Source organism: Magnetofaba australis IT-1, assembly GCF_002109495.1.
In the GTDB taxonomy this organism is placed as follows: domain Bacteria; phylum Pseudomonadota; class Magnetococcia; order Magnetococcales; family Magnetococcaceae; genus Magnetofaba; species Magnetofaba australis.
Map to the genome: position 1 here is coordinate 247,677 of NZ_LVJN01000020.1, position 20,231 is coordinate 267,907.

Sequence of the window (20,231 nt, forward strand, 5' to 3'; positions counted from 1 at the left end):
CATGGCGGCGCCGCTGACTGCAACCGGATCGTCACGTTTCGCTGCTCTGCTGTGCGCCGCGCTGTGGCTGCTGACTCCCCTTGCCGCGCACGCCGAAGAGGCGCCGAGCGTGGCCAAGACCCAACCCGCCGCCGTCGCCGTCACCACCCAAGCCATCAGCGAACTGATCGAACCCCCCACCTACCGCGCTCCGGCTCAGGCGGTGGCGCTGCGTCGCGCCAATCTCACCGCTCAAGTGGCCGGCGCGGTGGCGCAGACGTTGGTTGAAGTGGGGGATGCGGTCAAACAGGGGCAGCCATTGGCGCAACTGGATGACTGGGAAATTCAGCTGCAGGCGCGCCAGGCCGAAGCGGCGGTGGCGGTGCTGCGCGCACAACTCCAGTTGGCCGACCAGCAGTTGGCCCGCGCCAAACAGCTCAAAGCCAAGGGGCAGGCCAGCGCCGAGTTGTTGGATCAGCGGGTGAGCGAACGCCGTGTCACCGCCGCACGCATTGACGAAGGGCTAGCGGCGCTGCGCAGCGCCCGCGAGCGTTTGCGCAAGATGACCCTGCGCGCGCCGTTTGATGGCGTGATCACCGCGCGCATGGCGCAGGCGGGGGCGTGGGCGGCGCCGGGCGAGCCGCAGTTCGAACTGGTGGATCCCACTGCGCTGGAGCTGACCGCCGAGTTGGAGAGCGGACGACTGGCGCTGCTGCGCTCTGGTCGCGCGCTGCGCTTTGAGAGCGGAGGGCAGACCTATGCGGTGACGTTGCGCGCGGTCACGCCCCTACAGGACGCCGCCACCCGCGCCCAGAGCGTGCGTCTGCGCTTTGATGGCGCCGCGCCGGTGGCCGGGGCCTCCGGCGTGCTGACCTGGGAGGCCGATGCGCCGCATCTGCCTGCGCGCCTGCTCACCCGCCGAGACGGGACATTGGGCGTGTTTCTCCAGAGTGGCGAGCAGGCGCGGTTTCATGCGCTGCCGCAGGCGGAGGAGGGGCGTATGGCGCGCATCCCCGACGCTTTGTTAAACGAACACGTGATTATTCGCGGTCGTGAGGCGCTGCACGATGGCGCCGCGATTACCCTTTCAAATGATTCTTAACCCCCCGCAGCTCCGCTGGGCGGGGCTGCAGGCGGGATGATGTAAGGTCCGGGCCATGCTGCGCGGTTTTCTCTCCAACCACGTTTTCGCCAATCTCACCTTCGCCGTGATTCTGATCATCGGCGTGATCTCCTATTTCCTGTTGCCGCGTCAGCAGGACCCGGAGATGAACTTCAACTGGATCGACATCACCACGGTGCTGCCCGGCGGCGCCTCCGAAGACGTCGAAAAGCTGGTTACCGACGTGCTGGAGGAGGCCATCGAGGGCGTCGATGACATCCGTTTCGTCATCTCCAGCTCGCGGGATTCGGTCTCCAACATTCTGGTGCGCTTCCGCGAACTGGACCCCCTGGTCTACAACAAGCGGCTGGCCGACCTGCGCCGTGAGATCCAGAACAAAGAGCGCGAGCTGCCAGAGGAGGCGGAGGATCCCAAACTGCTGGAGATCACCAGCTCCAACGGCTTCCCCACCGTCTCGCTGGTGGCTTCGGGCCAGGCGCGGGGGGAGAACCTGCGCCGTGAAACCCGTCGCATTGTGCGCCAACTGGAGCGGCTGTCCGGGGTGGATGCGGTGCAGGCCATGGGCCTCGACGAGCCCGAGCTGCACATTGAGTTCGATGTGCACAAACTGGCCGCAGCCGGGGTCTCGCCCAGCACGCTGTCGGATCTGATCGCCGCGCGCTTCAAGGACTTCTCCGCCGGTTCCGCGCGCATTGGCTCTGAGAGCTGGGTGCTGCGTCTGCACGGGGTGAGCAGCGATCCCGACGCCCTGGCGCGCTGGCCGATCCCCGACTCCCTGCGCCGCATCGGCGCGGCGCCGCAGTTGGGCGCGCTGACCCTGGGCGATGTGGCCACCGTGAGCCGCGCGCGCTCGGTGAGCACCGCCACCGCCAGCATCAACGGCCAGCCCGGCATTCTGCTCAACCTCACCAAACAGGCCAACGTCAACGTGCTGGAGCTCACCGAACGGGTGCGCGACTACGTTGAGGAGTACAATAAGCTCACCGACGTCACCGGGGTCAAACTCACCCTGGCCAACGACTCCACCTACTTTGTGCGCGACGTGTTGTCGGTGATGCAGACCAACGCGCTGCTGGGTCTGGTGCTGGTGATGATCGCCGCCTGGATCTTCCTGGGCGGGCGCATTGCGCTGCTGGTGGGGTTGGGCATCCCGTTCACTCTGGCTGGAGCGTTCGCCTCCCTGTTTGTGATGGGGGAGACCCTCAACGTGATGGCGCTGCTGGGGGTGGTGATCGCCCTGGGCATGCTGGTGGATGACGCCGTGGTGGTGGTGGAGGCGATCCATGTGCGCATCGAGCGCGGCGCCGAGACCCTCACCGCCTGCGTCGATGGTCTGCGCGAGGTGTTCGCGCCGGTCACCGCCTCGGTGCTCACCACCATGGCGGCGTTCATGCCGCTGATGCTGCTGCCGGGCATTCTGGGCAACTTCATGAAGGTGGTGCCCATGGTGGTGACCCTGGCGCTGGCCTTCAGTCTGCTGGAATCCTACTGGATGCTGCCCGCCCACGTGGCGGCCATGCGTTTGAATCTCTCCCGTCCCAATCGCATTCAACGCGCCCGCTCGCGCATCATGCAGGAGCTGCGGCTGTTCTATATCCGTCGCTTGGTCTATGTGCTGCGGCGTCCGCTGCGCTTTCTGCTCATCTGTCTGCTGCCCCTGGTGGGGGCCATCGGTCTGGTGGCCTCGCAGCAGGTGCGCATGGAGTTCTTCGCATTCGACGCCTTCCCGCTGTTCTACGTCAACGTCAAAATGCCCCCCAGCGCCTCGTTGGCGCAGAGCCAGGCGGTGGCCGAAGAGGCGGCGCGGCGCGTGGTGGCCAACGCCGAACCCGGCGAGTTGGTGGCGGCGGTGCCCTATGCCGGCCTGATGATGACCGAGACCAAACCCTTCTTCGGCGACCGCTTCGCCCAGGTGTTGGTGTCGCTGGATCCCAAACGCATGCGTGAGCGCGGCATGGACGCCATCGTCGATGGCATGCGCGCGGCGGTGGAGGCCACCCCCGGGCCGGAGGAGCTGACCTTCTTTATTCTCAAAGGCGGGCCGCCGGTGACCAAGCCGGTGTCGGTGAAGGTGCGCGGCGATGAGTTTGACGCCATTCTCGCCGCAGCGGCGGACCTGAAGGAGATGATCACAACCATCCCCGGCTCCAGCGACATCACCGACAACTACGTGCCCGGGCGTCCGCAATTGACCCTGGTTCCCGATGACGACGCCATCCGTCGCGCCGGGCTCTCCCCCGCCGAGACCCTGCGCGTGGCGCGTCTGCTGGCCGATGGCGAAACCCCGGTGAGCTTCCAGCATCAGGGTGAGAAGGTGGAGGTGCGGGTGCGCGCCGCCCAGCGCCACTGGGCCGACGCCGCCGCGCTGCTGGCCGCGCCCATCGCCCTGCCCGGCGGCGGCTCGGTTCCGCTGGGAACCCTGGCGCGGGCGGAGATTCAGCGCGGGGTGGACGATATCGCCCACTTCAACTATCGTCGCGCGGTCACCGTGGAGGCGGATCTGGACAAGGAGTTGACCAACGAAACCCAGGCCGCCGACCTGATCCGCGCCGCCTGGAGCAAAATGCAGTCGCGCCATCCGGGCATCGACTTGGACTTCTCCGGCATTCTCGACGACATCACCGAGAGCCAGAACGACATCGCCGTGCTGTTCCTGTTCGGCATCGGCGTGATGTACATGATCCTGGGGGCGCAGTTCCGCAGCTACTTCCAGCCGTTCTTGATCCTCATCACCGTGCCCATGGCCTTCTCCGGGGTGGTGTTCGGCCTCTATGTGAGCGGCAACCCCATGAGCCTCTACACCCTCTATGGGGTGGTGGCGCTGTCGGGCATTGCAGTCAACTCCGCCATTGTGCTGATCTCGGCGGCCAATGACCGGCGCGAATTGGGCATGAGCGCGCGCCACGCCATCGTCTATGCGGCGCGTCGGCGGGTGATCCCCATCCTCATCACCAGTTTGACCACCATCGCCGGTCTCTTCTCCCTGGCTACCGGATTGGGCGGGGAGTCGCTGCTGTGGGGGCCGGTGGCCACCGCCATCGTGTGGGGATTGGCCTTCTCCACCCTGTTGACGCTGTTTTTGACCCCGCTGCTCTATCTGACCTTTATGCGCTGGAGCGAAGGCCGCGCTCTGCGCCGCGCCGCCAAGGAGGCCACGGCATGAGCGAGTCGCCGCAACAGCAGATTCAACTGCGCTATGCGCCGCTGGAGGATCGCCTGCTGCTGCGCATCAATTCGCCGGATCGCGAAGAGCTGAAGTTCTGGTTCACCCGGCGCATGGTCAAACGGTTGTGGGGCGGATTTGTGTCGCTGTTGGATCAGCGCGCGGCTCAGAGCGGCGCGGTGGATCCGGTGTCGCGCCGCGCCATGATGGCGTTCAGTCATGAATCGGCCAATGCGGCGGGGGATTTCGCCACGCCGTATCAGGAGCGCGATGCCGCGCCTGCGCCTGAGGCGGACGCGGCCAATGCCTCCTCCGACGCCGCCCCGGAGGCGCGTCAGCGCGAGGCGGGCGAGGTGATTCCATTGGTGGCGACCTGCGCGTTGCAGAATATGGAGGATGGCTCGGTGCGCATGACCCTCAATCCCGAAGAGGGGGAGGGGATCAGCCTGACCATGACGGTGTCGCTGTTCCACAATGTGTGCAAACTGTTTGGCGACTCCGTGGCCAAGGCCGATTGGGACATGCAGTTGCGTTTTCCTGGCTTGGAGCCGTCGGCGCCGAGCGGTGGCGCAAAGCCGCGTTCTGCTCAAGGCGGCGATGGCAATCTCCACTAAATTGTAAATTTCCCTTCACCTTGATGCGCATCAACGCGCGGACGCTGACGCATGGATAGACTGCGGGAGATCGCTGGCGGTCGTCGTGATGAAGCCAATGGCCAGCGTCAGTGGTGGCGCAACCGCTCGGTGGATCTGTTCGTGTGGCTGGATGATGCGGGCGCGCTGGTTCGCTTTCACCTCTCCTATGAGGCGTTGGGCAAGCAGCGGGCGTTTGTGTGGCGCGCCGGGCAGCGCTCTGCGGAGCATCTGGACGTGCGCGGTGGTGAGAGCGATCCGCAGCACAATCGCGCGCCGCTGCTGGATGCGCGGGCGGCGTTGCGGGTGGAGCAGGGTGCGGCGCTGCTCGATGGCCTGAAATTGGCGGCGACGGATCTGCCCGCAGCCTGGGGGCCGCAGCTGGTGGCGTATATTGCCCAGGCTGTGTCTGGCAATGAAGGTGCGGAGCAGCCTCAGCAATAATCACGAATTCGTCACGCGGGCCATCAAGTACACGCACAGAGATTCCGGCGCGCACGGAGCCAACTCACGAGGGTCCAGGGAAATCATTTCCCTGGCGGGTTGAGGGCAGAGCCCTCATGGGTCCAGGGCAAAGCCCTGGTCGGGGTCTGGGGCGAAGCCCCAGTATCTTTAAACGCCTCTCATCAGCCCTCTCCAACGTTTAAATAAATCCGATGCACACAGGCGCACTCCTCAATCGTACTCTGCCTTTCGTGGCGCTGCTTTGTCTGATGGCGTTCATCGCCCATGGCGCGCTCACCGACGCCTATGCCCCCGCCGCGCTGGCCCATGCGGTGCTGGCAGTGGGGATCTTTCCTCTCATCATGGGCAATATCCTCTACTTCGCCCCCACGCTCACCCGCAGCGCCCCGCCTGCGTCGCGCACGCTGGTTTGGCCGGCTTTGGCGCTGATTGCCGGTGCGTTGGCGTTTTATGTGGTGGCGGAAGAGCGCCTGTTGCTGCCCATGGCCACCGGTGTGGGCGTTTTGGCCGTGCTGGGGGCGCTCAACTGGACGCTGCGCAGTCGTCGCGCCTGTCTGGGCGCGCCCAACCCCTGTTTGCGCTGGTATGAACTGGCCCTGGCCAGCCTGTTGATCGGGCTTGTCGCCATTACCGTGGGGCATCTGTGGCCTGAGAGCTGGGACGCCATGCGCAGTCTGCACCTGCATATGAACCTGCTGGGCTTCGTCGGCCTGACCGCGCTGGGCACTGTGCAGGTGCTGCTGCCCACCGTAGCGGGGTATAGCGATGCCGGGGCGTTGGCGCGGCTGCAACGGGATTGGCCTTATGCGGCGGGCGGCGTGCTTGGCATGGCGCTGGGCGGGGCGTTGGCCCATGTGGAGGGGATCGGCCACTGGGGGCGGATTCTGTCGGTGGTGGGATTGATTCTCTGGCTGGCGCCATTGGTTCGTTATGCTCGCGCCCTGTGGACGCAACGCGCCGCCGTGGGCGGCTGGCGCGGCGCGGCCAAATCGCTGCTGTGCGCGGTGGGCGGGCTGGCGGGGTTGGCGCTGATGGGGCTGTTCACCCTGCTCGGCTGGGTGGATCCCACTAACCTATTGCCTTACTTCTTTATCGCATTTCTGTTCCCGTTGGTCACCGGCGCAGTGGCGTTTCTGGCCCCGCTATGGATCTGGACGGAACTCCCGCTCATGCCCAAACGTCATAATGCGCAACGCCTGCTGGGATTGGGCGGCGGTTGGCGCGGTTTGGCTTTTCTGCTCTGCGGCGTGCTGGCGGGATTCGGCGTGGAGGCCGCGCGTCTGGGCGCCGCGCTGGTGGTGGCCTGGTTCCTGGCGCAGGGCATATGGGCGCTGGCCAACCCGCTGCGCGGGGCGCCGCCCGAGCAACCCTCGCCTTTTGGCGCATAAGGCGGCAGGATGCGTTGGCCTGTTGGATGCATCTTGTTGTGCAGGAAATAATCGCGCATTGGCCCAGGGATGGCGCTCTCCCACTCCGATGGCAAGGAAGGCTTTGGAAAATCATGGGTATGCTGTTTGAGCTGCTGCCGGTGGCGGCGTTTTTCGGCGTGTATAAACTCTACGGCATCTATGCCGCCACTTTGACGCTGATCATTCTGGTGGCGCTGCAGTGCCTGTTCCAGTGGATTCGCCATGGACAGGTCTCGACGATGCTGAAGATCACCTTTTGGCTGGTGCTGGGGTTTGGCGGCGCCACGCTGATTCTGCGCAATCCCCAGTTCATCATGTGGAAGCCCACCATTCTGCAATGGTTGTTGGCGCTGGGCTTCATCGGCACCGGGCTGTTTACCGACAAGCCGCTGACGCAACGCATGCTGGGCGCGCAAGTGCGCATGGATGAGATCCATTGGCGGCGCTTGAATGTGGCCTGGGCGCTGTTTCTCACCTTCTCCGGTGGGTTGAACCTGCTGGTGGCCTACAGCTTCTCGGAAGCAACCTGGGTCAATTTCAAACTCTTCGGTCTGATGGGGTTGATGCTGCTGTTCGTGATGGCGCAGACCGCCTACATCATGCGTGTGGCCCACCCCGAGGAGGAGGCCGAAGCCGCCGACAACGACGAGGTCAACGGCTCGGCGCACTAAGCTTGTGCGCTACCCCTTCTTCGGCGTGTTGGCCTCGGCCAGTTCGTCATATTCATCCCAATCCTCGGGATCCTCCTCCCACAGCGCCTCATCGTCCCAGGCTTCGGCCTCAGTGGGGGGCTCTGGCGCTTGCCTCTCCTCATCACGTTGGGTCATGCCCGCCTCGCGCAGCCGCTCCAGCGGCGAGGGCGGGGCTTCCTCCTGACGTGCGGCGCCCACCGCGCGCGGCTTGATCGGCTCGGCGTAGACGCGCTCAATCTCCTCATCGTATTGCGCCTGACGGCTCTCCAACTGCCGCTCCAACCACGCCTGTTTCCGCTGCATCCAGTCGGGATTCTCCTGGAAGTCGTCCTGCGGCGGTGGCGGTGGCTTCGGCGCCGGTGGGGATGGGATCTCAAGCGGCGGTTCGGGGCTCTGCTCTGGCCCCGGCTCTGATGTAGACTCCTGCAACGCCTCCGATGCGCCATTCATCGCCGCCAGGAACTCTTCGTCAGCTTCGGTCTCACGCGCCGCCGCCAGCAGCTCCAGGCTTTCATAATAGTCCGCCTCTTCCTGATCAGCGGCCAGTTCCGGTTGCCGAACCTGGGCCAGTTCCGCTGTCAAAATCCGCGCAAAACCACTGCGTTGACTGGCCTCCGTCTGCGCTTTGGGAGGCTCCAGAAAATAGCCCGGTTGATAGGCGCGCAGGCGTAGGACGAGGTGATTGATCGCCCAGTTCCAACCTTGGCGCAAGGAGCTGTCGGGGCCAAAAGGGAGCGGTTTTGGGGTATGCTCCGGGCCTTGGATAATACGCCGCAAAGCCCAGCCGATCATGCCCAGAGTCGTCGCCGCCATCGCCGCCGCCAGCAGCGCGGCGCCCGGCGTGGTGGGCAGGCCCAGAATCAGAATCACGATGACCGCCGCCAGCGCCGCCAGGAGAAAAATCGCCTGCGTCCCATGGGCGGCGATCTGCCGCCAATGGGGCCGTCCATCATCGCGCAGCAGCGCGCGGGGCAGAATCCTCTTGAACATTTTCCCTACTCGGATATTCCGTGGTAAAGTGTTGCCGCCTGGAAGCGCTTTAGCAGTCAGAATGCGTGAATTCTGGAGGGGGCGCCCATTCCGCTGCTTCCAAGACCAATCCCACTGGTAGAATATCATAACCGACGCCAATGTCAGGGTGGCCCAACCCATGTTCCCGTTAGACGAAGCTTACGCGCCGGACCCGCGCCGCCATCGGTGGCGTTTGCTGGTTGGCGGGGTGTTGCTGGGTTCGGGTCTCACCGCCGGGCTGTTCGCATTGGGCGATGTGGCGCGCTATGCAGGGAGCGCCAGCTTGGCGCTGCTGTTGGTAGGCGGTGCGCTGAGTCTGCTGGACTGGCGGCTACACACACGCCATGTGCTGCAACGCGCCCACCGTCAACGCGCCCACGCGCGTCAGAGCCGTAACCTCCTCAAGACTCTCATCGAAACCATCCCCGCGCCGATTTTCTACAAGGATGCCGAAGGGCGCTATCTGGGGTGCAATCAGGCGTTCTCCGAGTACATCGGTCTGCGTGAGATGGACCTGGTTGGCAAGAGTGTGTTCGATATCGCGCCACAGGAGCTGGCCATCACCTACCACCAGGCCGATCAAGAGTTGCTGGCGGCGGGTGAGAGCCAGAAGTATGAGGCTCAAGTGCGCTACGCCAATGGGCAAAAGCGCAACGTGGTGTTCCATAAGGGGGTGTGGCGCAGCGCTGATGACAAGCCGGAAGGCATGGTGGGTCTGTTCCTGGACATCACCGAACTCAAACAGACCGAGGCTGCTCTGGCCAAAGCGCGGGATAACGCCGAGAAGGCCTCCCAGGCCAAGAGCGAATTCCTGGCGGTGATGAGTCACGAGATTCGCACTCCGCTCAACGCCATGTTGGGCATGACCGAGGTGCTGAGCGAGAGCGAACTGAACGACGAACAGCGCAAGCGTCTGGATCTGCTGCACCGCGCTGGCGAGTCCATGATGCGGCTGATCAACGACATTCTGGACCTCTCCAAAGTGGAGGCGGGTCGCTTGAAGCTGGAGCTGCGCCCGTTCGATCTGGAGAAGATGCTGCGCGCGGAGATTGGTTTGATTGCGGATCTGGCCCAGGAGAAGGGCTTGTCGGTGACGTTGAGACTGGATAAGAACGCGCCCAAGCGTGTGCTGGGAGATACCCACAAACTGCGCCAAGTGCTCAGTAATCTGCTGGGTAATGCGGTGAAATTCACCGACCAAGGCGAGATTACCGTGTCCGCGGCCCAAGTAGACGGCGCTGCGGGCGAGGCCAATCTGATACGCTTTGAAGTGCGTGATACCGGCATCGGCGTGCAGGAGGAGCATCAGCAGGAGATCTTTGCCCCCTTCGCCCAGGAGGATGAGTCGATCACGCGGCGTTATGGCGGTTCCGGACTGGGGCTCTCCATCTGTCGTAGTCTGGTGGAGATGATGGGCGGCGAGCTCGCCATGCAGAGCGGTGGGACGAACGGAGGCAGCGTGTTCACCTTCACTGTTCCGTTGCCCAAGGCGGTGATGGAACTGGCGGTGGAGGCGAGCGCGGCTGAGGCGAGACGCGAGCAGATCGTGACCGCCACGCCAACGCAGCAGCCTCAGGCTGATGCGCAACCGGCGCGCTTACTGCTGGTGGAGGACGCCGAGGATAATATTTCGCTGATGCGCGCCTATCTGGGCAAACAGCCGGTGGAACTGATCATTGCGCGCAATGGTCAAGAGGGTGTGGACGCATTTCGCGAACAACCGGTTGATCTGGTGCTGATGGATATTCAGATGCCGGTTAAGGATGGTTTTACCGCCACGCGGGAGATTCGTGAGCTGGAGGCTGAGCAGGGACTTGCGCCCACGCCGGTGATTGCGGTGACCGCCCACGCTTTCCCCGAAGATATCGAACGCTGTGTCGATGCCGGATGTGATGCGCACATCCCCAAACCGGTGCGCAAAAAGGAGTTGCTGGAGTTGATTGGACGCTACGCCAATGGCGGTGGGAATGGCTAAACGCGCGCTGCTCGGAGCGGCGGTGTGGATGATGGCGCTGTTGTTGGCCGGGTGCGCCAGCGACCCCAGTTGGGAGATGCGCCATTTTCGCCTCAAAGGCCAACACCATCAGGCCATCGCTTTCTTCGAGTCCCAGTATAAACTCTCCGATGAGCTCTCCTACGAGCCGTTGCAGGACCTGTGCAAGGCCTACTTCGAAACCCGCCGTTATACGCAGTTCATGCGCTGCGCCGACCACTATCTGAAGAGCGTGGCGGCGGACAAAACCACGCAATACTTCACTGAAGAGAAAATTCCCGTCACCTATGGCGAAAAAGTGGCGCCGGTGCTGGCCTGGCGCGCCCTAATGCGTATCGATCTGGGCGAATATGAGGCGGCGCTTAAGGACGCCTTGGAGGCCAATGCGCAGCTGCAGAAGGTGCGTGACAAGTGGGTCGGCATCGAAAAAGAGGTGGACGAGTGGGCCTTCCTGACGCTGGATGTCTATCGTGCTGCGGGCTTGGCCTACGCCCTGTTGGATAAACGCGAGCAGGCCTATCAATTCATTCAGCGCACCAATGAGGTGTTCGGCCCCAGCAATATGCAAGAGCTTTCGCGCCTGCGCGCCTTGGCGCAGGTGCAGATTCTCATCGCCTTGAAGGATTATCGAGCCGCGCTGGAGTTGGTGCGCGAACAGACCACCCTCAACCCCTTCGCCGTGGTGATGGTGGCGGTCTCTTTCATCAATCCGGTGCAGGGCGCCATGGAGGCGCTCTCCACCATTGAGCGCACCGAGCGCATCAAATCGGTTCCCGCCAGCTATTTGCCGCAGCTCTTCATGTTCGCCAAAACCCTGTTTGAAACCCAGCAGGATAGCGAAGCGGCGGCCAGCTATGATCTGTTCCTGGCCAACCCCTACCGGGTCAACTACCCCAGTTTGGAGGTGGCGGCGCTGTATGATCGCGGTCGTCTGGCGCAGCGCGCGGGCGATGTGGCCGGGGCCATCGACTTCTTCACCCGCGCCATGGCGGCGGGGGAGTCGCGCCGCTCGCTGATTCAGAGCGAAACCGCACAGACCGGCTTCGCCACCAGCGACCCCAGCGCCGTATATAAGGATCTGGTGGCGCTGCTGCTGGAACAGCACCGCGACGCCGAGGCGCTGTTGGCCGCCGAACGCGGACGGCACCGGCGGTTGGTGTCGTTACTGGCCAAGGAGCAGTCGTTTGCCGGTGTGGACGAGGCGGGCGCGGCGCTGGTGGAGGCGTTAGATGAAGCCGAGGCGCGTCTGCTGGAGCGGGATTTTCTCGCCGACGGCGCTGCGGTGCAGACTAAGGCCGCCGAACCGGCGCAAATCCGCGCGCGCATCGCCAAGCAGTACCCGCGCATGGCCCCGTTGGTGGGGGCGGGCAAGCCCTCTCTGGCGCCGCTGTTGGCGCAGTTGAGTCCGCGCGAGCGTCTCTTGGTCTACTTCCGCGACGGCGACAAGTTGTGGGGCTTTGTGGCCTATGCCGATGGTCGGGTCAAAGGGGTGGCGCTGCGTGGGGACAATCTACAGAAACTGGCGGCGCTGTTCCGCTCGATTTTGGAGAATCCAGACAAGTCCGGCTATCAGGACGCCGCTGAGGCGCTCTATCAACGTCTGATCGGGCCGTTGGCCGATGAGTTGAAGGGGGCGGATAAGCTGCTGACCATCCCCTCGGGGGCGATTCACGGGGTGCCTCTAGGGGCGCTCATCGACCCGCAGAGCAGCGCCGAGCCGCTCATGAGCCGCTTCGCCATGCGTCGCTTGCCGGGCTTCTACGCCGCAGTGTGGCTAAATCAGCAGCAAACCGGCCCTGAGCCTGAGGGGCAACTGCTGGCGGTGGGGCACGCTGGTCCCGATGTGGATCCGGGGCAGGAGGGCGCGGCGCAGCGTCAGGCGCTGGCTTTGGCGCGGCAGGAGGCGGTGGCGCTGGCCATGGCGGGACGTCCGGTGCGTGATCAGGCGCGGGTGCTCACCGGCGCCAAGGCCACCGAAGCGGGGCTGGTGCGCGCAGGCGAGAGTTATCGCTATCTGCATGTGGCGCTGGATGGGCGTTTTGACGCCGAGCAGTGGCGCAAGACCGGGTTGAATCTGCTGCCGGGCGGCGGCGAGGATGGGCGTTTGTTGCTGCCGGAGCTGTTCCAGCACCCCTGGCGTTGGCGCGTGGCCACCTTCTCCGGGGTCTATTTCCCTTGGCGGGATGGCGCCGATACGGGGCTGGAGGCGGCGGCGTTTCAGGCGGGGTGGTTGTATGGCGGGGCGCGCGGCGTACTGACCTCGCTGTGGCGCACCGAGCCAGACGCGACGCAACAGTTCATCTTGGCCTACTACGCCAACTTGGCGCGCATGACGCCGCAGGAGGCGCTGCGCGCCACCCAGCAGGAGATGCGCGCCGCAGGCTACGAGCATCCCTACTACTGGGCGCCCTACGTGTATGCGGGAGAGAGCGCGCAGAACCCGTAAAGTTGTAGAGTGAGTCAAAACCAAAACTGCACAGAACGGCCAATGTTTGCGTGACGTAGGCCGGACTTGCGCTGACTATGGGCCAAATTTCCAACGGAAATTTGGCGGGATTCTTAAGGGTCTGTGACCCTTAAGCGGGTGTGGGCAGCGCCCACGGTTTGGATTTTGTGACCTTGGGAGCTCGAGGGCGAAGCCCTCGATATCTTTCAGCGCCTATATGTGCACTTTTGAATGCTAGCGACTATATCTTCCATTATCCAAAATCCGAGCCTGTCCGATTCTCGGTTTGACTGGCTATAGCTGTGTGTCGGGAACACGCGTCACCAGCCCGCAGAGCGTGTGGGCTGGGCGGTCAGGTGGGTCAGAAAATTACTCCGGCTGGCGACGCCACTCCGAGCGTTCAATGGTGGTCTTGACCTGCTCGCGGAACCAGATGTGCGCCGGATCGCGTTCGGTGCGCGGATGCCAGGCGATGGCCAGACGCAATTTGGCGGTGGGGAAGGGGAGTTGCGAGACCTGCAGATTGGCCTGACGCGCCATCACCCGCGCCGCCCCTTCGGGCATGCAGGTCATCAAATCACTGCCCGCCACCAGCGCCGGCAGCATGCCGAACGAACCCAACCGGCAGACGATCTGTCGATGCAGATCCCGCTCCGCCAGCGCTTCATCCACCACCGTGTTATCCATGCCGCGCGGGTAGTACTGAATATGCCGCGCCTCCAGCAGCGCCTCCATGGTCAGCTTGCCATCGCCCACCAAAGGGTGGTTTTTGCGATGCAGGCAGACATACTCCATCTCCAGCAGACGATTCAGCGTCACCTTGGGAGGCACCCATTGAAAGCGCGAGAAGATGATGTCCACATCGCCGCGCTCCAGGGCGCTGATCTCATCTTCGCCGCCCACATCCACTGCGCGCACCACCACGCCGGGGGCCACGCGACTGAGCAGTTGCGTCAACTCCGGCATCAACATGGCGGTGAAATAATCCAGCATGCCGATGCGGAAGGTGCGCTTGGAGCCGTAGGGGTCGAAACGCTCCTGGTCCAACGCCACGCGGATCTTCTGCAGCGCCAGGGCCACCGGTTCGGCCAACTCCAAAGCGCGCGGAGTGGGCTCCATGCGGGCGCCGCTTTTGACGAACAAGGGGTCGTCAAAGATCTCGCGCAGGCGACGCAACGTATTGCTCATGGCCGCCTGAGTGATGCCCAGGGCGCGCCCGGCGCGGGTGACGCCCCGCTCCATCATCAGGGTGTCGAACGCCACCAGGAGATTGAGATCGAACTTGTTCAGATTGCGCTTCATCGGCGATCTTCCCGCGGCTGGGGTCGGGTCACTGGGGACGCGGCGCGTTGAGCGCCTGCTGCACCTGTTCGCGGAACCAGATATTGGGTTGGCTGTGTTCGGTGCGATCGTGCCATGCCATGGCCAACTGCAGCGGCGGGCAGGGGAACGGCAGCGGCGCGCTGGTCAGACCCATGGCCGGGGCCACCACGTCGGCGGCGGCTTTGTTGATGGTGGCGATCAGATCGGTCTGCGACACCAGCGTCGGCAGCATGCCGAAGGACTCCAGTTTGACCGCGATGTCGCGATGGGCGTTGATTTTATCCAACGCCACGTCGATGAAGGACTCTTCGATGCCGGGGGGGTAGTAGTGCACATGTTTGCACGCCAGCACGTTCTTGAGGGTGGCGCCGCCATGGGCCAACACCGGATGGTCGGGACGGAACAGCACCACAAACGGCATTTCGCGCACCAGGCGATGGTGCACGTTGGGCGGCAGATCCTCCACGCGGGAGAGGATCAGATCCACTTCGCCGCTTTCGATCATCTCACCGTGAAAGTCGCCGGTGTTGGCCACCTCAAGGGTGACGTTGGGGGCGTTGCGCTCCATCTGCTCAAGCAGCGGCGGAAACACCAGCGGCGCGGTGTAGTCCACCATGCCCATGCGGAACACGTAGCGCGACGTGGCGGGGTCGAAACTATCCTGGTCCAGCGCCTCATGCACCAGATCCAGAGCCGACTCGATCATGCCCGCCAGCTCCAGGGCGCGCGGGGTTGGCTCCATGCGCGCGCCGGTCTTGACGAACAGGGCGTCATCAAAGGCGGTGCGCAGACGGCGCAGAGTATTGCTCATGGCCGCTTGGGTGATGCCCAGACGCCGTCCGGCGCGGGTCACGCCGCGTTCGGTCATGAGGGCGTCAAACGCCACCAATAGGTTCAAATCGAATTTTCCCAGACCCTCTTTCACGCAAGCGCTCCGAACGGATGGGATTTATGGGTTTATTGCTGTGGTTAGACAGCAATTGCGCACCACCATTATGCGCGCTTATGCAAGCTATCACATTTTTTTCATCAGGGCAGTGAACAATTTCCGTTTCAACTGCTTGCGCGAGGGCGTTGCGGCGCGAACGGGCGGGAATCAGAAAAACGGCAGCCAGCCCCAGCCGCTATCGAGATCTTTTTCACAGCGTTTGAGTTGGCTGCGATAACGGGAGGCGTTGCGTTGCACCTTTTTGGCTACGCGCATGAGCCAGGGTTTCTTGCGGTAGGACTTCTTGGCGTAGCCGCCGTGGCCTTCATGGTAGGCGAGATATTGATGCTCGGCGTTCCATTTTGAGACGCCGTTCTTTTTGTGGGTGAGATTCATGTACCAGCCTATGAAATCCGCCGCATCGTCGAAGTTGGTGCGGCTGGCCCAGCGGTTGCCGGTGGATTTTTTGTACCACGCCCAGGTGCTGTCGAGGACCTGGGCGTAGCCCAGCGCCGAGGAGGCGCGACCCCAGGGGATAACCCACAGGATGTACTCCTTGGGCGGGCGCGCATCGTGCTGGAATTTCGACTCCTGGTGCATGATGGCCATCTGCACGTGAATCGGCGCGCCCCACTTCTTCTGGCTGGCCTTGACGGCGTCGTACCAATCCTCGTTTTGGCGGAACATGGAGCAGACGTCGTCGATATTGCCGGGCAGGGAGGCGCAACCGCCAAGCAGCAGCGTCAACGCCAGGAGCGTGGCGGACAGAAAACGGGCGGAGGCCCCAGAGTGGGCGCAAGCGGGCGATGTTTGGCGGCACATGGTCCTGAGCATACCGTGGCGGGATGGGGGCGTCATGGGGCGTCGCCTCGGAGAAGCGGGCTCCAATGGTCCTGGAAGATGCGGGCCTGATCCTGCAGCGTCCAGTGAGCGATGCGCTGGTCGGCCGCTTGCGCCAGTTGCGCGCGGAGCTGGGGGTTGCGAGCCATTTGCGCCATGGCGTTGGCCCAGGCGGCGGCGTCATGGTGAGGACGGATCAGGCCGGTGACGCCATCGCTGATCAGATCCTCCACCGCCCCCACGCACTCCGAGGCGATTACCGGCAATCCGGCGGCCATGGCTTCGTTGACCACCAACCCCCACGGCTCGATGCGCGAGGGCATCGCCAGCATGTGGGCGCTGAACATCAGCATCATCACCTCGTGAGGTTGCACGCGGCCCAGGGCGATAAGCTGCGGATTGGTCTGTGCGCGCGCTTGAACCTCCGCCTCCAATGAGCCGCCGCCCGCCACCAGCAGGCGCGCATTGGGCCATTGGGCGGCGAGCTGCTCGAAAGCGTCCAATAACAGCATTACCCCTTTATAGGGTTCCAGCCTGCCGACGTAGAGAATCACCGGATCAGCGTCGGCAACGCCGTAGCGGGCGCGGATCTGCGCGCGATCCTCACTGGAGAACGCCTCCCGGCGCTGGCGGATGGCGGCCACGTCCACGGTCAATTGTGATGGGTGAATCTTCGCCGGATCGGCGCCCATATTGCGCATCAGGCGCGCCTGGGGCGAACCGGCGGGCAGCAGCCAGAGCGCGCGAGCGAACAGAAGACGCAACCAAGCGCGGCGCAGCAGCGCTTTGAGCCAATGGCGCCGCTCGCCCATCTCCGGGGTGTCCGACTCCATGGTGAAGGGCTTGCCCGACAGCAGAATCAGCAGCAGCGCAGGCAGGTGTAGCGCCGAGCCGCCCCAACCGGCGATGTGGATGAATCGGCAGCGGCGGTCAAAGATGGCCTGCGCCAGTCGCCACACGGCGGCGCTGCGGCGATTGGGCAACACCTGGGCGATCTCTTCAGGCAGGTCGATGCCCCAATTCTGGCTCAGATTGGCGCCGATAAAGAAGACGCGCACGTTGGGGAATCCGGGCGCAGCGGCGAAGGCGGCCAGTCGCGCGACCAGATAGCTGGTGGGTTCGTTCTGAATCAGCACGCCATAGTTGGCGTCCATGCGGTCAGCGGAGTGCGCCATGCCTGGGGAGTGTTTCGCTTTGCGTTGGAGTAAACGAAAAAATCACCCTAGCGCACGACGCGGCGCTTGACCAGGAGGCGCGGCGTTTTAGTGCAACAGGAGAAAGCGGGGAGAGACGCCTTGCAGGGTCAGTTGCGCCCAGCCCGGTTTGCCGGGTTCAGCATTGATGCGCACCTGCTGGAAGTAGCCGCGCGTTTGCAGAAGATCCAGGGCCGGTTGTAGGCGCGCAATCACGGCGCGGCGCAGCAGCAGCGGTTCGCTGTCGCCATCGGGCGCGGCGGCGGCGATGCGCTGCCACAACAGACTGGGCACGCAGGTTTTGTTGCGGATGCGCGCCAACGCCTCGCGCTCGTCGTGGGGAAGTTGTTCGAACATGGCGCTTGGAGTCGGTGGAGGAGAGAAAAGATCCCGCGCGTTTAGAGATCGCCGGTGGCCAGATTGCGCGGGAACAGATGCGACGAAGCGCTCTGGCGGCGGCGATAGAGTTGCGCTGGACGATTAGCCCCAGTGCGCTTGCGGCCCGCCGCGCTCTCCACCACCCCGGCGTCGAGTATGCGTTTGCGAAACGCGCTCTTCTCGATTTTGCGGCCCAGCAGAATCTCATACACCCGCTGCAGCTCCGACAGGGTAAACTCCTCCCCCAGCAGATGCGCGGGCAGCGCCGTATACGCCACTTTGCCGCGCAGGCGCTGCACCGCCGCCGTGAGCAGTTCCGTGTGGTCGAACGCCAGCGGCATATCCACGCCATCCTCCGTCACCGGCCGCCACTGCGCCTGCGCCGCGCCCCAACCGTGGCTCAGGGTCACCCCCTCGGCGGGCAGCAGGGCGAAGTAAAGCACGCTCAACGACCAGCCGCGCGGGTCGCGACCGCCATTGCCCACCGTGGCGACTTGTTCCAGATAGGGCGAGGCCACGCCGGTCTTGCCGTGCAATTTGCGCCGCGCGGCGGCCTCCAGGTCGACGTCCACACCCACATCAATAATCCCTCCCGGCAGCGCCCAGCGATCCTTGTGCGGATGCTCGCCGCGCCGGTAGAGCAGCACCTGCAACTGCTCCTCCAGCACGGTGAAAATCGCCATATCCACCGTGGCGATGGGCGCGCGGTAGGCGGTGATGTCGTACTGCTCTAAAAATGCGGCTTCATCCATCACGGCTCTCTTGTTCCTGGAGTGGCATCGTTCTGAAGATGAAAGATGTTGGGGCGCTGCCCCAAACCCCGCCAGGGCGTTGCCCTGCACCCGCACGGGCTCTGCCCGTGACCCGCCAGGGAAATGATTTCCCTGGACCCTCGTTAGTTTGGTTTTGCGCGCGCAACGAATGGAATGCGAAAGCCCAACTCGTTTCGCGCAATTTAAAATTCATCGCTAAATGCATCGCTGTGTGGGGCTGGATTGATTTTTTACTTTGCAAAGCCGCGCGTCAAGGATAACTTAGTGGTACAGGAACACTAAGTGGGCGCCGCCCTCAATTTGGAGCCGAACGATGATGATCCCATCGCTGCTGGATACGGATCTGTACAAACTCACCATGATGCAGGCGGTGTTTCACCGCTTTGCCGACGCCCAGGCCGAGTATCGGTTTCATAATCGTTCACACGGCGTGGATCTGCGCCCCATTGCCGGGCAGGTGCGGGCGCAGGCGGAGGCCATGGGCGATCTGCGCTTCACCGATACGGAGTTGGAATATCTGGCCGGGTTGCCTTTCTTCCAGGCCGACTTCATCGATGCGCTGCGCGGGTTTCAGCTCAAGCCCAGCGATGTGCATGTGAGCGTTGATGATCAACTCTGCTTGACCATTCGCGGCCCCTGGTTGCGCACCATCCTGTGGGAGACGCCGCTGCTGGCGGTGGTCAACGAACTGCACTTTCGCCAGATGCTGGGCGAGTCGCCGGATCTGAGCGAAGGGCGTAAACGGCTGCAGGCGAAGATCGAAGCGGTCAAGAGCCACCCCCATGCCGACGGTTTTCACTTCAGCGACTTCGGAACCCGCCGTCGTCTGTCGCGTCAGTGGCAGGAGGAGGTGGTGTCCGCCTTTGCCCAGCATCTGCCGCAATCATGCGTGGGCAGCAGCAATGTGGATATGGCGCGGCGGATGGGGTTAACCCCCATCGGCACCATGGCGCATGAGTTTTTGCAAGGGAGTCAGGCGTTGGCTCCGTCATTGGCTGAAAGCCAGCGTTACGCCCTGCGCAGTTGGCTGGAGGAGTATGGCGAGCAACTGGGCATCGCCCTGTCCGACGTGTGCGGCATGGACGCCTTCCTGCGCGATTTCGACGCCGATCTGGCGCGGCGTTATGCGGGGGCGCGGCACGATTCCGGCGACCCCATCGAGTGGGGCGAGAAGCTGATTGCGCACTATGAGTCGTTTGGCATCGATCCGACCACCAAGCGTATGGTGTTCTCCGATGGCTTGAGCATGGATTCGGCGCTGCAGATCTATGATCACTTCCGCGGACGGGCGCAGGTGGTGTTTGGCATTGGCACCAGCCTGACCAACGATGTGGGGGTGGAGGCGCTGCGCATTGTGCTGAAGATGGTGCGTTTGAATGGTCAGCCTGTGGCCAAGCTCTCCGACGAGCCGGGCAAGACGTTGTGCGACGATGCGGGATATCTGCAAAAACTGGCGCAGGCGTTCGATGTGCGTCAGCCCATCGGCGTGGCCATATAATATTGTCAGTTGAAATCAGAATCGGACAGTTTGGGTATTGGTAATGAAAGATATCGAGGGCTCCGCCCTCGAGCTCCCAACATCAAAATCCAAACCGTGATTCGGGCCATCCATGGCCCTCACCCTTCGGGCTCGCTGCGCGAGTCCGATTCGGCAATCCTGCCAAATCGTGGGCTCCGCCCACACCCGCTGGGGGCGCGGCCCCCAGACCCCGCCGCCGACCAGTCGGCGGCCAATAGTCAGCGCAAGCTCAATCTATGTCACGCAAACATTGGCCGTTCTGTGCAGTTTTGGTTTTGACTCGCTATAGAGTTGACGCGCTGAATAAAGGCGCAGCTACACGCGGACTAAAACTCACGAGGGTCCAGGGCGGAGCCCTGGCTGG

General features: G+C 63.6%; 16 protein-coding genes. 9 read left to right on the top strand and 7 right to left on the bottom strand.

Translation table 11 applies throughout. The features are described from left to right. The first annotated feature begins 1 nt into the window (after position 1). The 6 genes from MAIT1_RS13390 to MAIT1_RS13415 all read left to right on the top strand — a co-directional run bounded on the left by MAIT1_RS13390 (position 2) and on the right by MAIT1_RS13415 (position 7,442). Positions 2 to 1,081 (top strand): efflux RND transporter periplasmic adaptor subunit, encoded by a 1,080-nt coding sequence (locus MAIT1_RS13390; RefSeq protein WP_085443431.1) that lies wholly within the window; start codon positions 2 to 4, stop codon positions 1,079 to 1,081. Positions 1,082 to 1,136: 55 nt separating this feature from the next. After that, positions 1,137 to 4,265: an efflux RND transporter permease subunit gene (locus tag MAIT1_RS13395; RefSeq protein ID WP_085443432.1), complete on the top strand. Its 3,129-nt coding sequence runs from the start codon at positions 1,137 to 1,139 to the stop codon at positions 4,263 to 4,265. Further along, positions 4,262 to 4,879: a hypothetical protein gene (locus MAIT1_RS13400; protein WP_085443433.1), complete on the top strand. Its 618-nt coding sequence runs from the start codon at positions 4,262 to 4,264 to the stop codon at positions 4,877 to 4,879. The genes MAIT1_RS13395 and MAIT1_RS13400 overlap by 4 nt, the downstream gene beginning before the upstream one ends. A 51-nt stretch (positions 4,880 to 4,930) precedes the next feature. After that, entirely contained in the window at positions 4,931 to 5,341 is a 411-nt protein-coding gene (locus MAIT1_RS13405) for a hypothetical protein (RefSeq protein ID WP_085443434.1), read from the top strand. Positions 5,342 to 5,610: 269 nt separating this feature from the next. Continuing rightward, complete coding sequence (locus tag MAIT1_RS13410; RefSeq protein WP_085443435.1) at positions 5,611 to 6,750, top strand: hypothetical protein; 1,140 nt, start codon at positions 5,611 to 5,613, stop codon at positions 6,748 to 6,750. Between the two features lie 113 nt (positions 6,751 to 6,863). Then, entirely contained in the window at positions 6,864 to 7,442 is a 579-nt protein-coding gene (locus MAIT1_RS13415; protein ID WP_085443436.1) for a septation protein A, read from the top strand. A gap of 9 nt (positions 7,443 to 7,451) precedes the next feature. On the opposite strand, the gene MAIT1_RS13420 is transcribed toward MAIT1_RS13415, so the two are convergent. Then, positions 7,452 to 8,453, bottom strand: a complete 1,002-nt coding sequence (locus MAIT1_RS13420) for a hypothetical protein (RefSeq protein WP_085443437.1) — start codon at positions 8,451 to 8,453, stop codon at positions 7,452 to 7,454. Positions 8,454 to 8,613: 160 nt separating this feature from the next. On the opposite strand from MAIT1_RS13420, the gene MAIT1_RS13425 reads away from it, so the two are divergent. Further along, on the top strand, positions 8,614 to 10,449 hold the full coding sequence (locus MAIT1_RS13425) for an ATP-binding protein (RefSeq protein ID WP_085443438.1): 1,836 nt from the start codon (positions 8,614 to 8,616) through the stop codon (positions 10,447 to 10,449). Beyond that, a complete protein-coding gene (locus MAIT1_RS13430; protein ID WP_158089492.1) occupies positions 10,442 to 12,913 on the top strand; it encodes a CHAT domain-containing protein in 2,472 nt (823 codons plus the stop codon). The genes MAIT1_RS13425 and MAIT1_RS13430 overlap by 8 nt, the downstream gene beginning before the upstream one ends. A 369-nt stretch (positions 12,914 to 13,282) precedes the next feature. On the opposite strand, the gene MAIT1_RS13435 is transcribed toward MAIT1_RS13430, so the two are convergent. The 6 genes from MAIT1_RS13435 to MAIT1_RS13460 form a co-directional block, all read right to left on the bottom strand. Next, a complete protein-coding gene (locus MAIT1_RS13435) occupies positions 13,283 to 14,215 on the bottom strand; it encodes a LysR family transcriptional regulator (RefSeq protein WP_085443440.1) in 933 nt (310 codons plus the stop codon). A gap of 28 nt (positions 14,216 to 14,243) precedes the next feature. Further along, entirely contained in the window at positions 14,244 to 15,161 is a 918-nt protein-coding gene (locus tag MAIT1_RS13440; protein ID WP_085443441.1) for a LysR family transcriptional regulator, read from the bottom strand. Between the two features lie 171 nt (positions 15,162 to 15,332). Next, the gene (locus tag MAIT1_RS13445; protein WP_241893480.1) at positions 15,333 to 16,022 is read right to left on the bottom strand and encodes a transglycosylase SLT domain-containing protein; all 690 of its coding nucleotides are present in this window, start codon (positions 16,020 to 16,022) and stop codon (positions 15,333 to 15,335) included. Further along, on the bottom strand, positions 16,019 to 17,179 hold the full coding sequence (locus MAIT1_RS13450) for a glycosyltransferase family 4 protein (RefSeq protein ID WP_085443443.1): 1,161 nt from the start codon (positions 17,177 to 17,179) through the stop codon (positions 16,019 to 16,021). Before MAIT1_RS13450 ends, MAIT1_RS13445 begins: the two co-directional genes overlap by 4 nt. Before the next feature lie 87 nt (positions 17,180 to 17,266). Beyond that, positions 17,267 to 17,554, bottom strand: a complete 288-nt coding sequence (locus MAIT1_RS13455) for a hypothetical protein (protein ID WP_085443444.1) — start codon at positions 17,552 to 17,554, stop codon at positions 17,267 to 17,269. Between the two features lie 41 nt (positions 17,555 to 17,595). Further along, a complete protein-coding gene (locus MAIT1_RS13460) occupies positions 17,596 to 18,327 on the bottom strand; it encodes an NUDIX hydrolase (protein WP_085443445.1) in 732 nt (243 codons plus the stop codon). A 334-nt stretch (positions 18,328 to 18,661) separates the two neighbouring features. On the opposite strand from MAIT1_RS13460, the gene pncB reads away from it, so the two are divergent. After that, positions 18,662 to 19,846, top strand: a complete 1,185-nt coding sequence (pncB, locus tag MAIT1_RS13465) for a nicotinate phosphoribosyltransferase (RefSeq protein WP_085443446.1) — start codon at positions 18,662 to 18,664, stop codon at positions 19,844 to 19,846. The last annotated feature ends 385 nt before the right edge of the window (positions 19,847 to 20,231 follow it).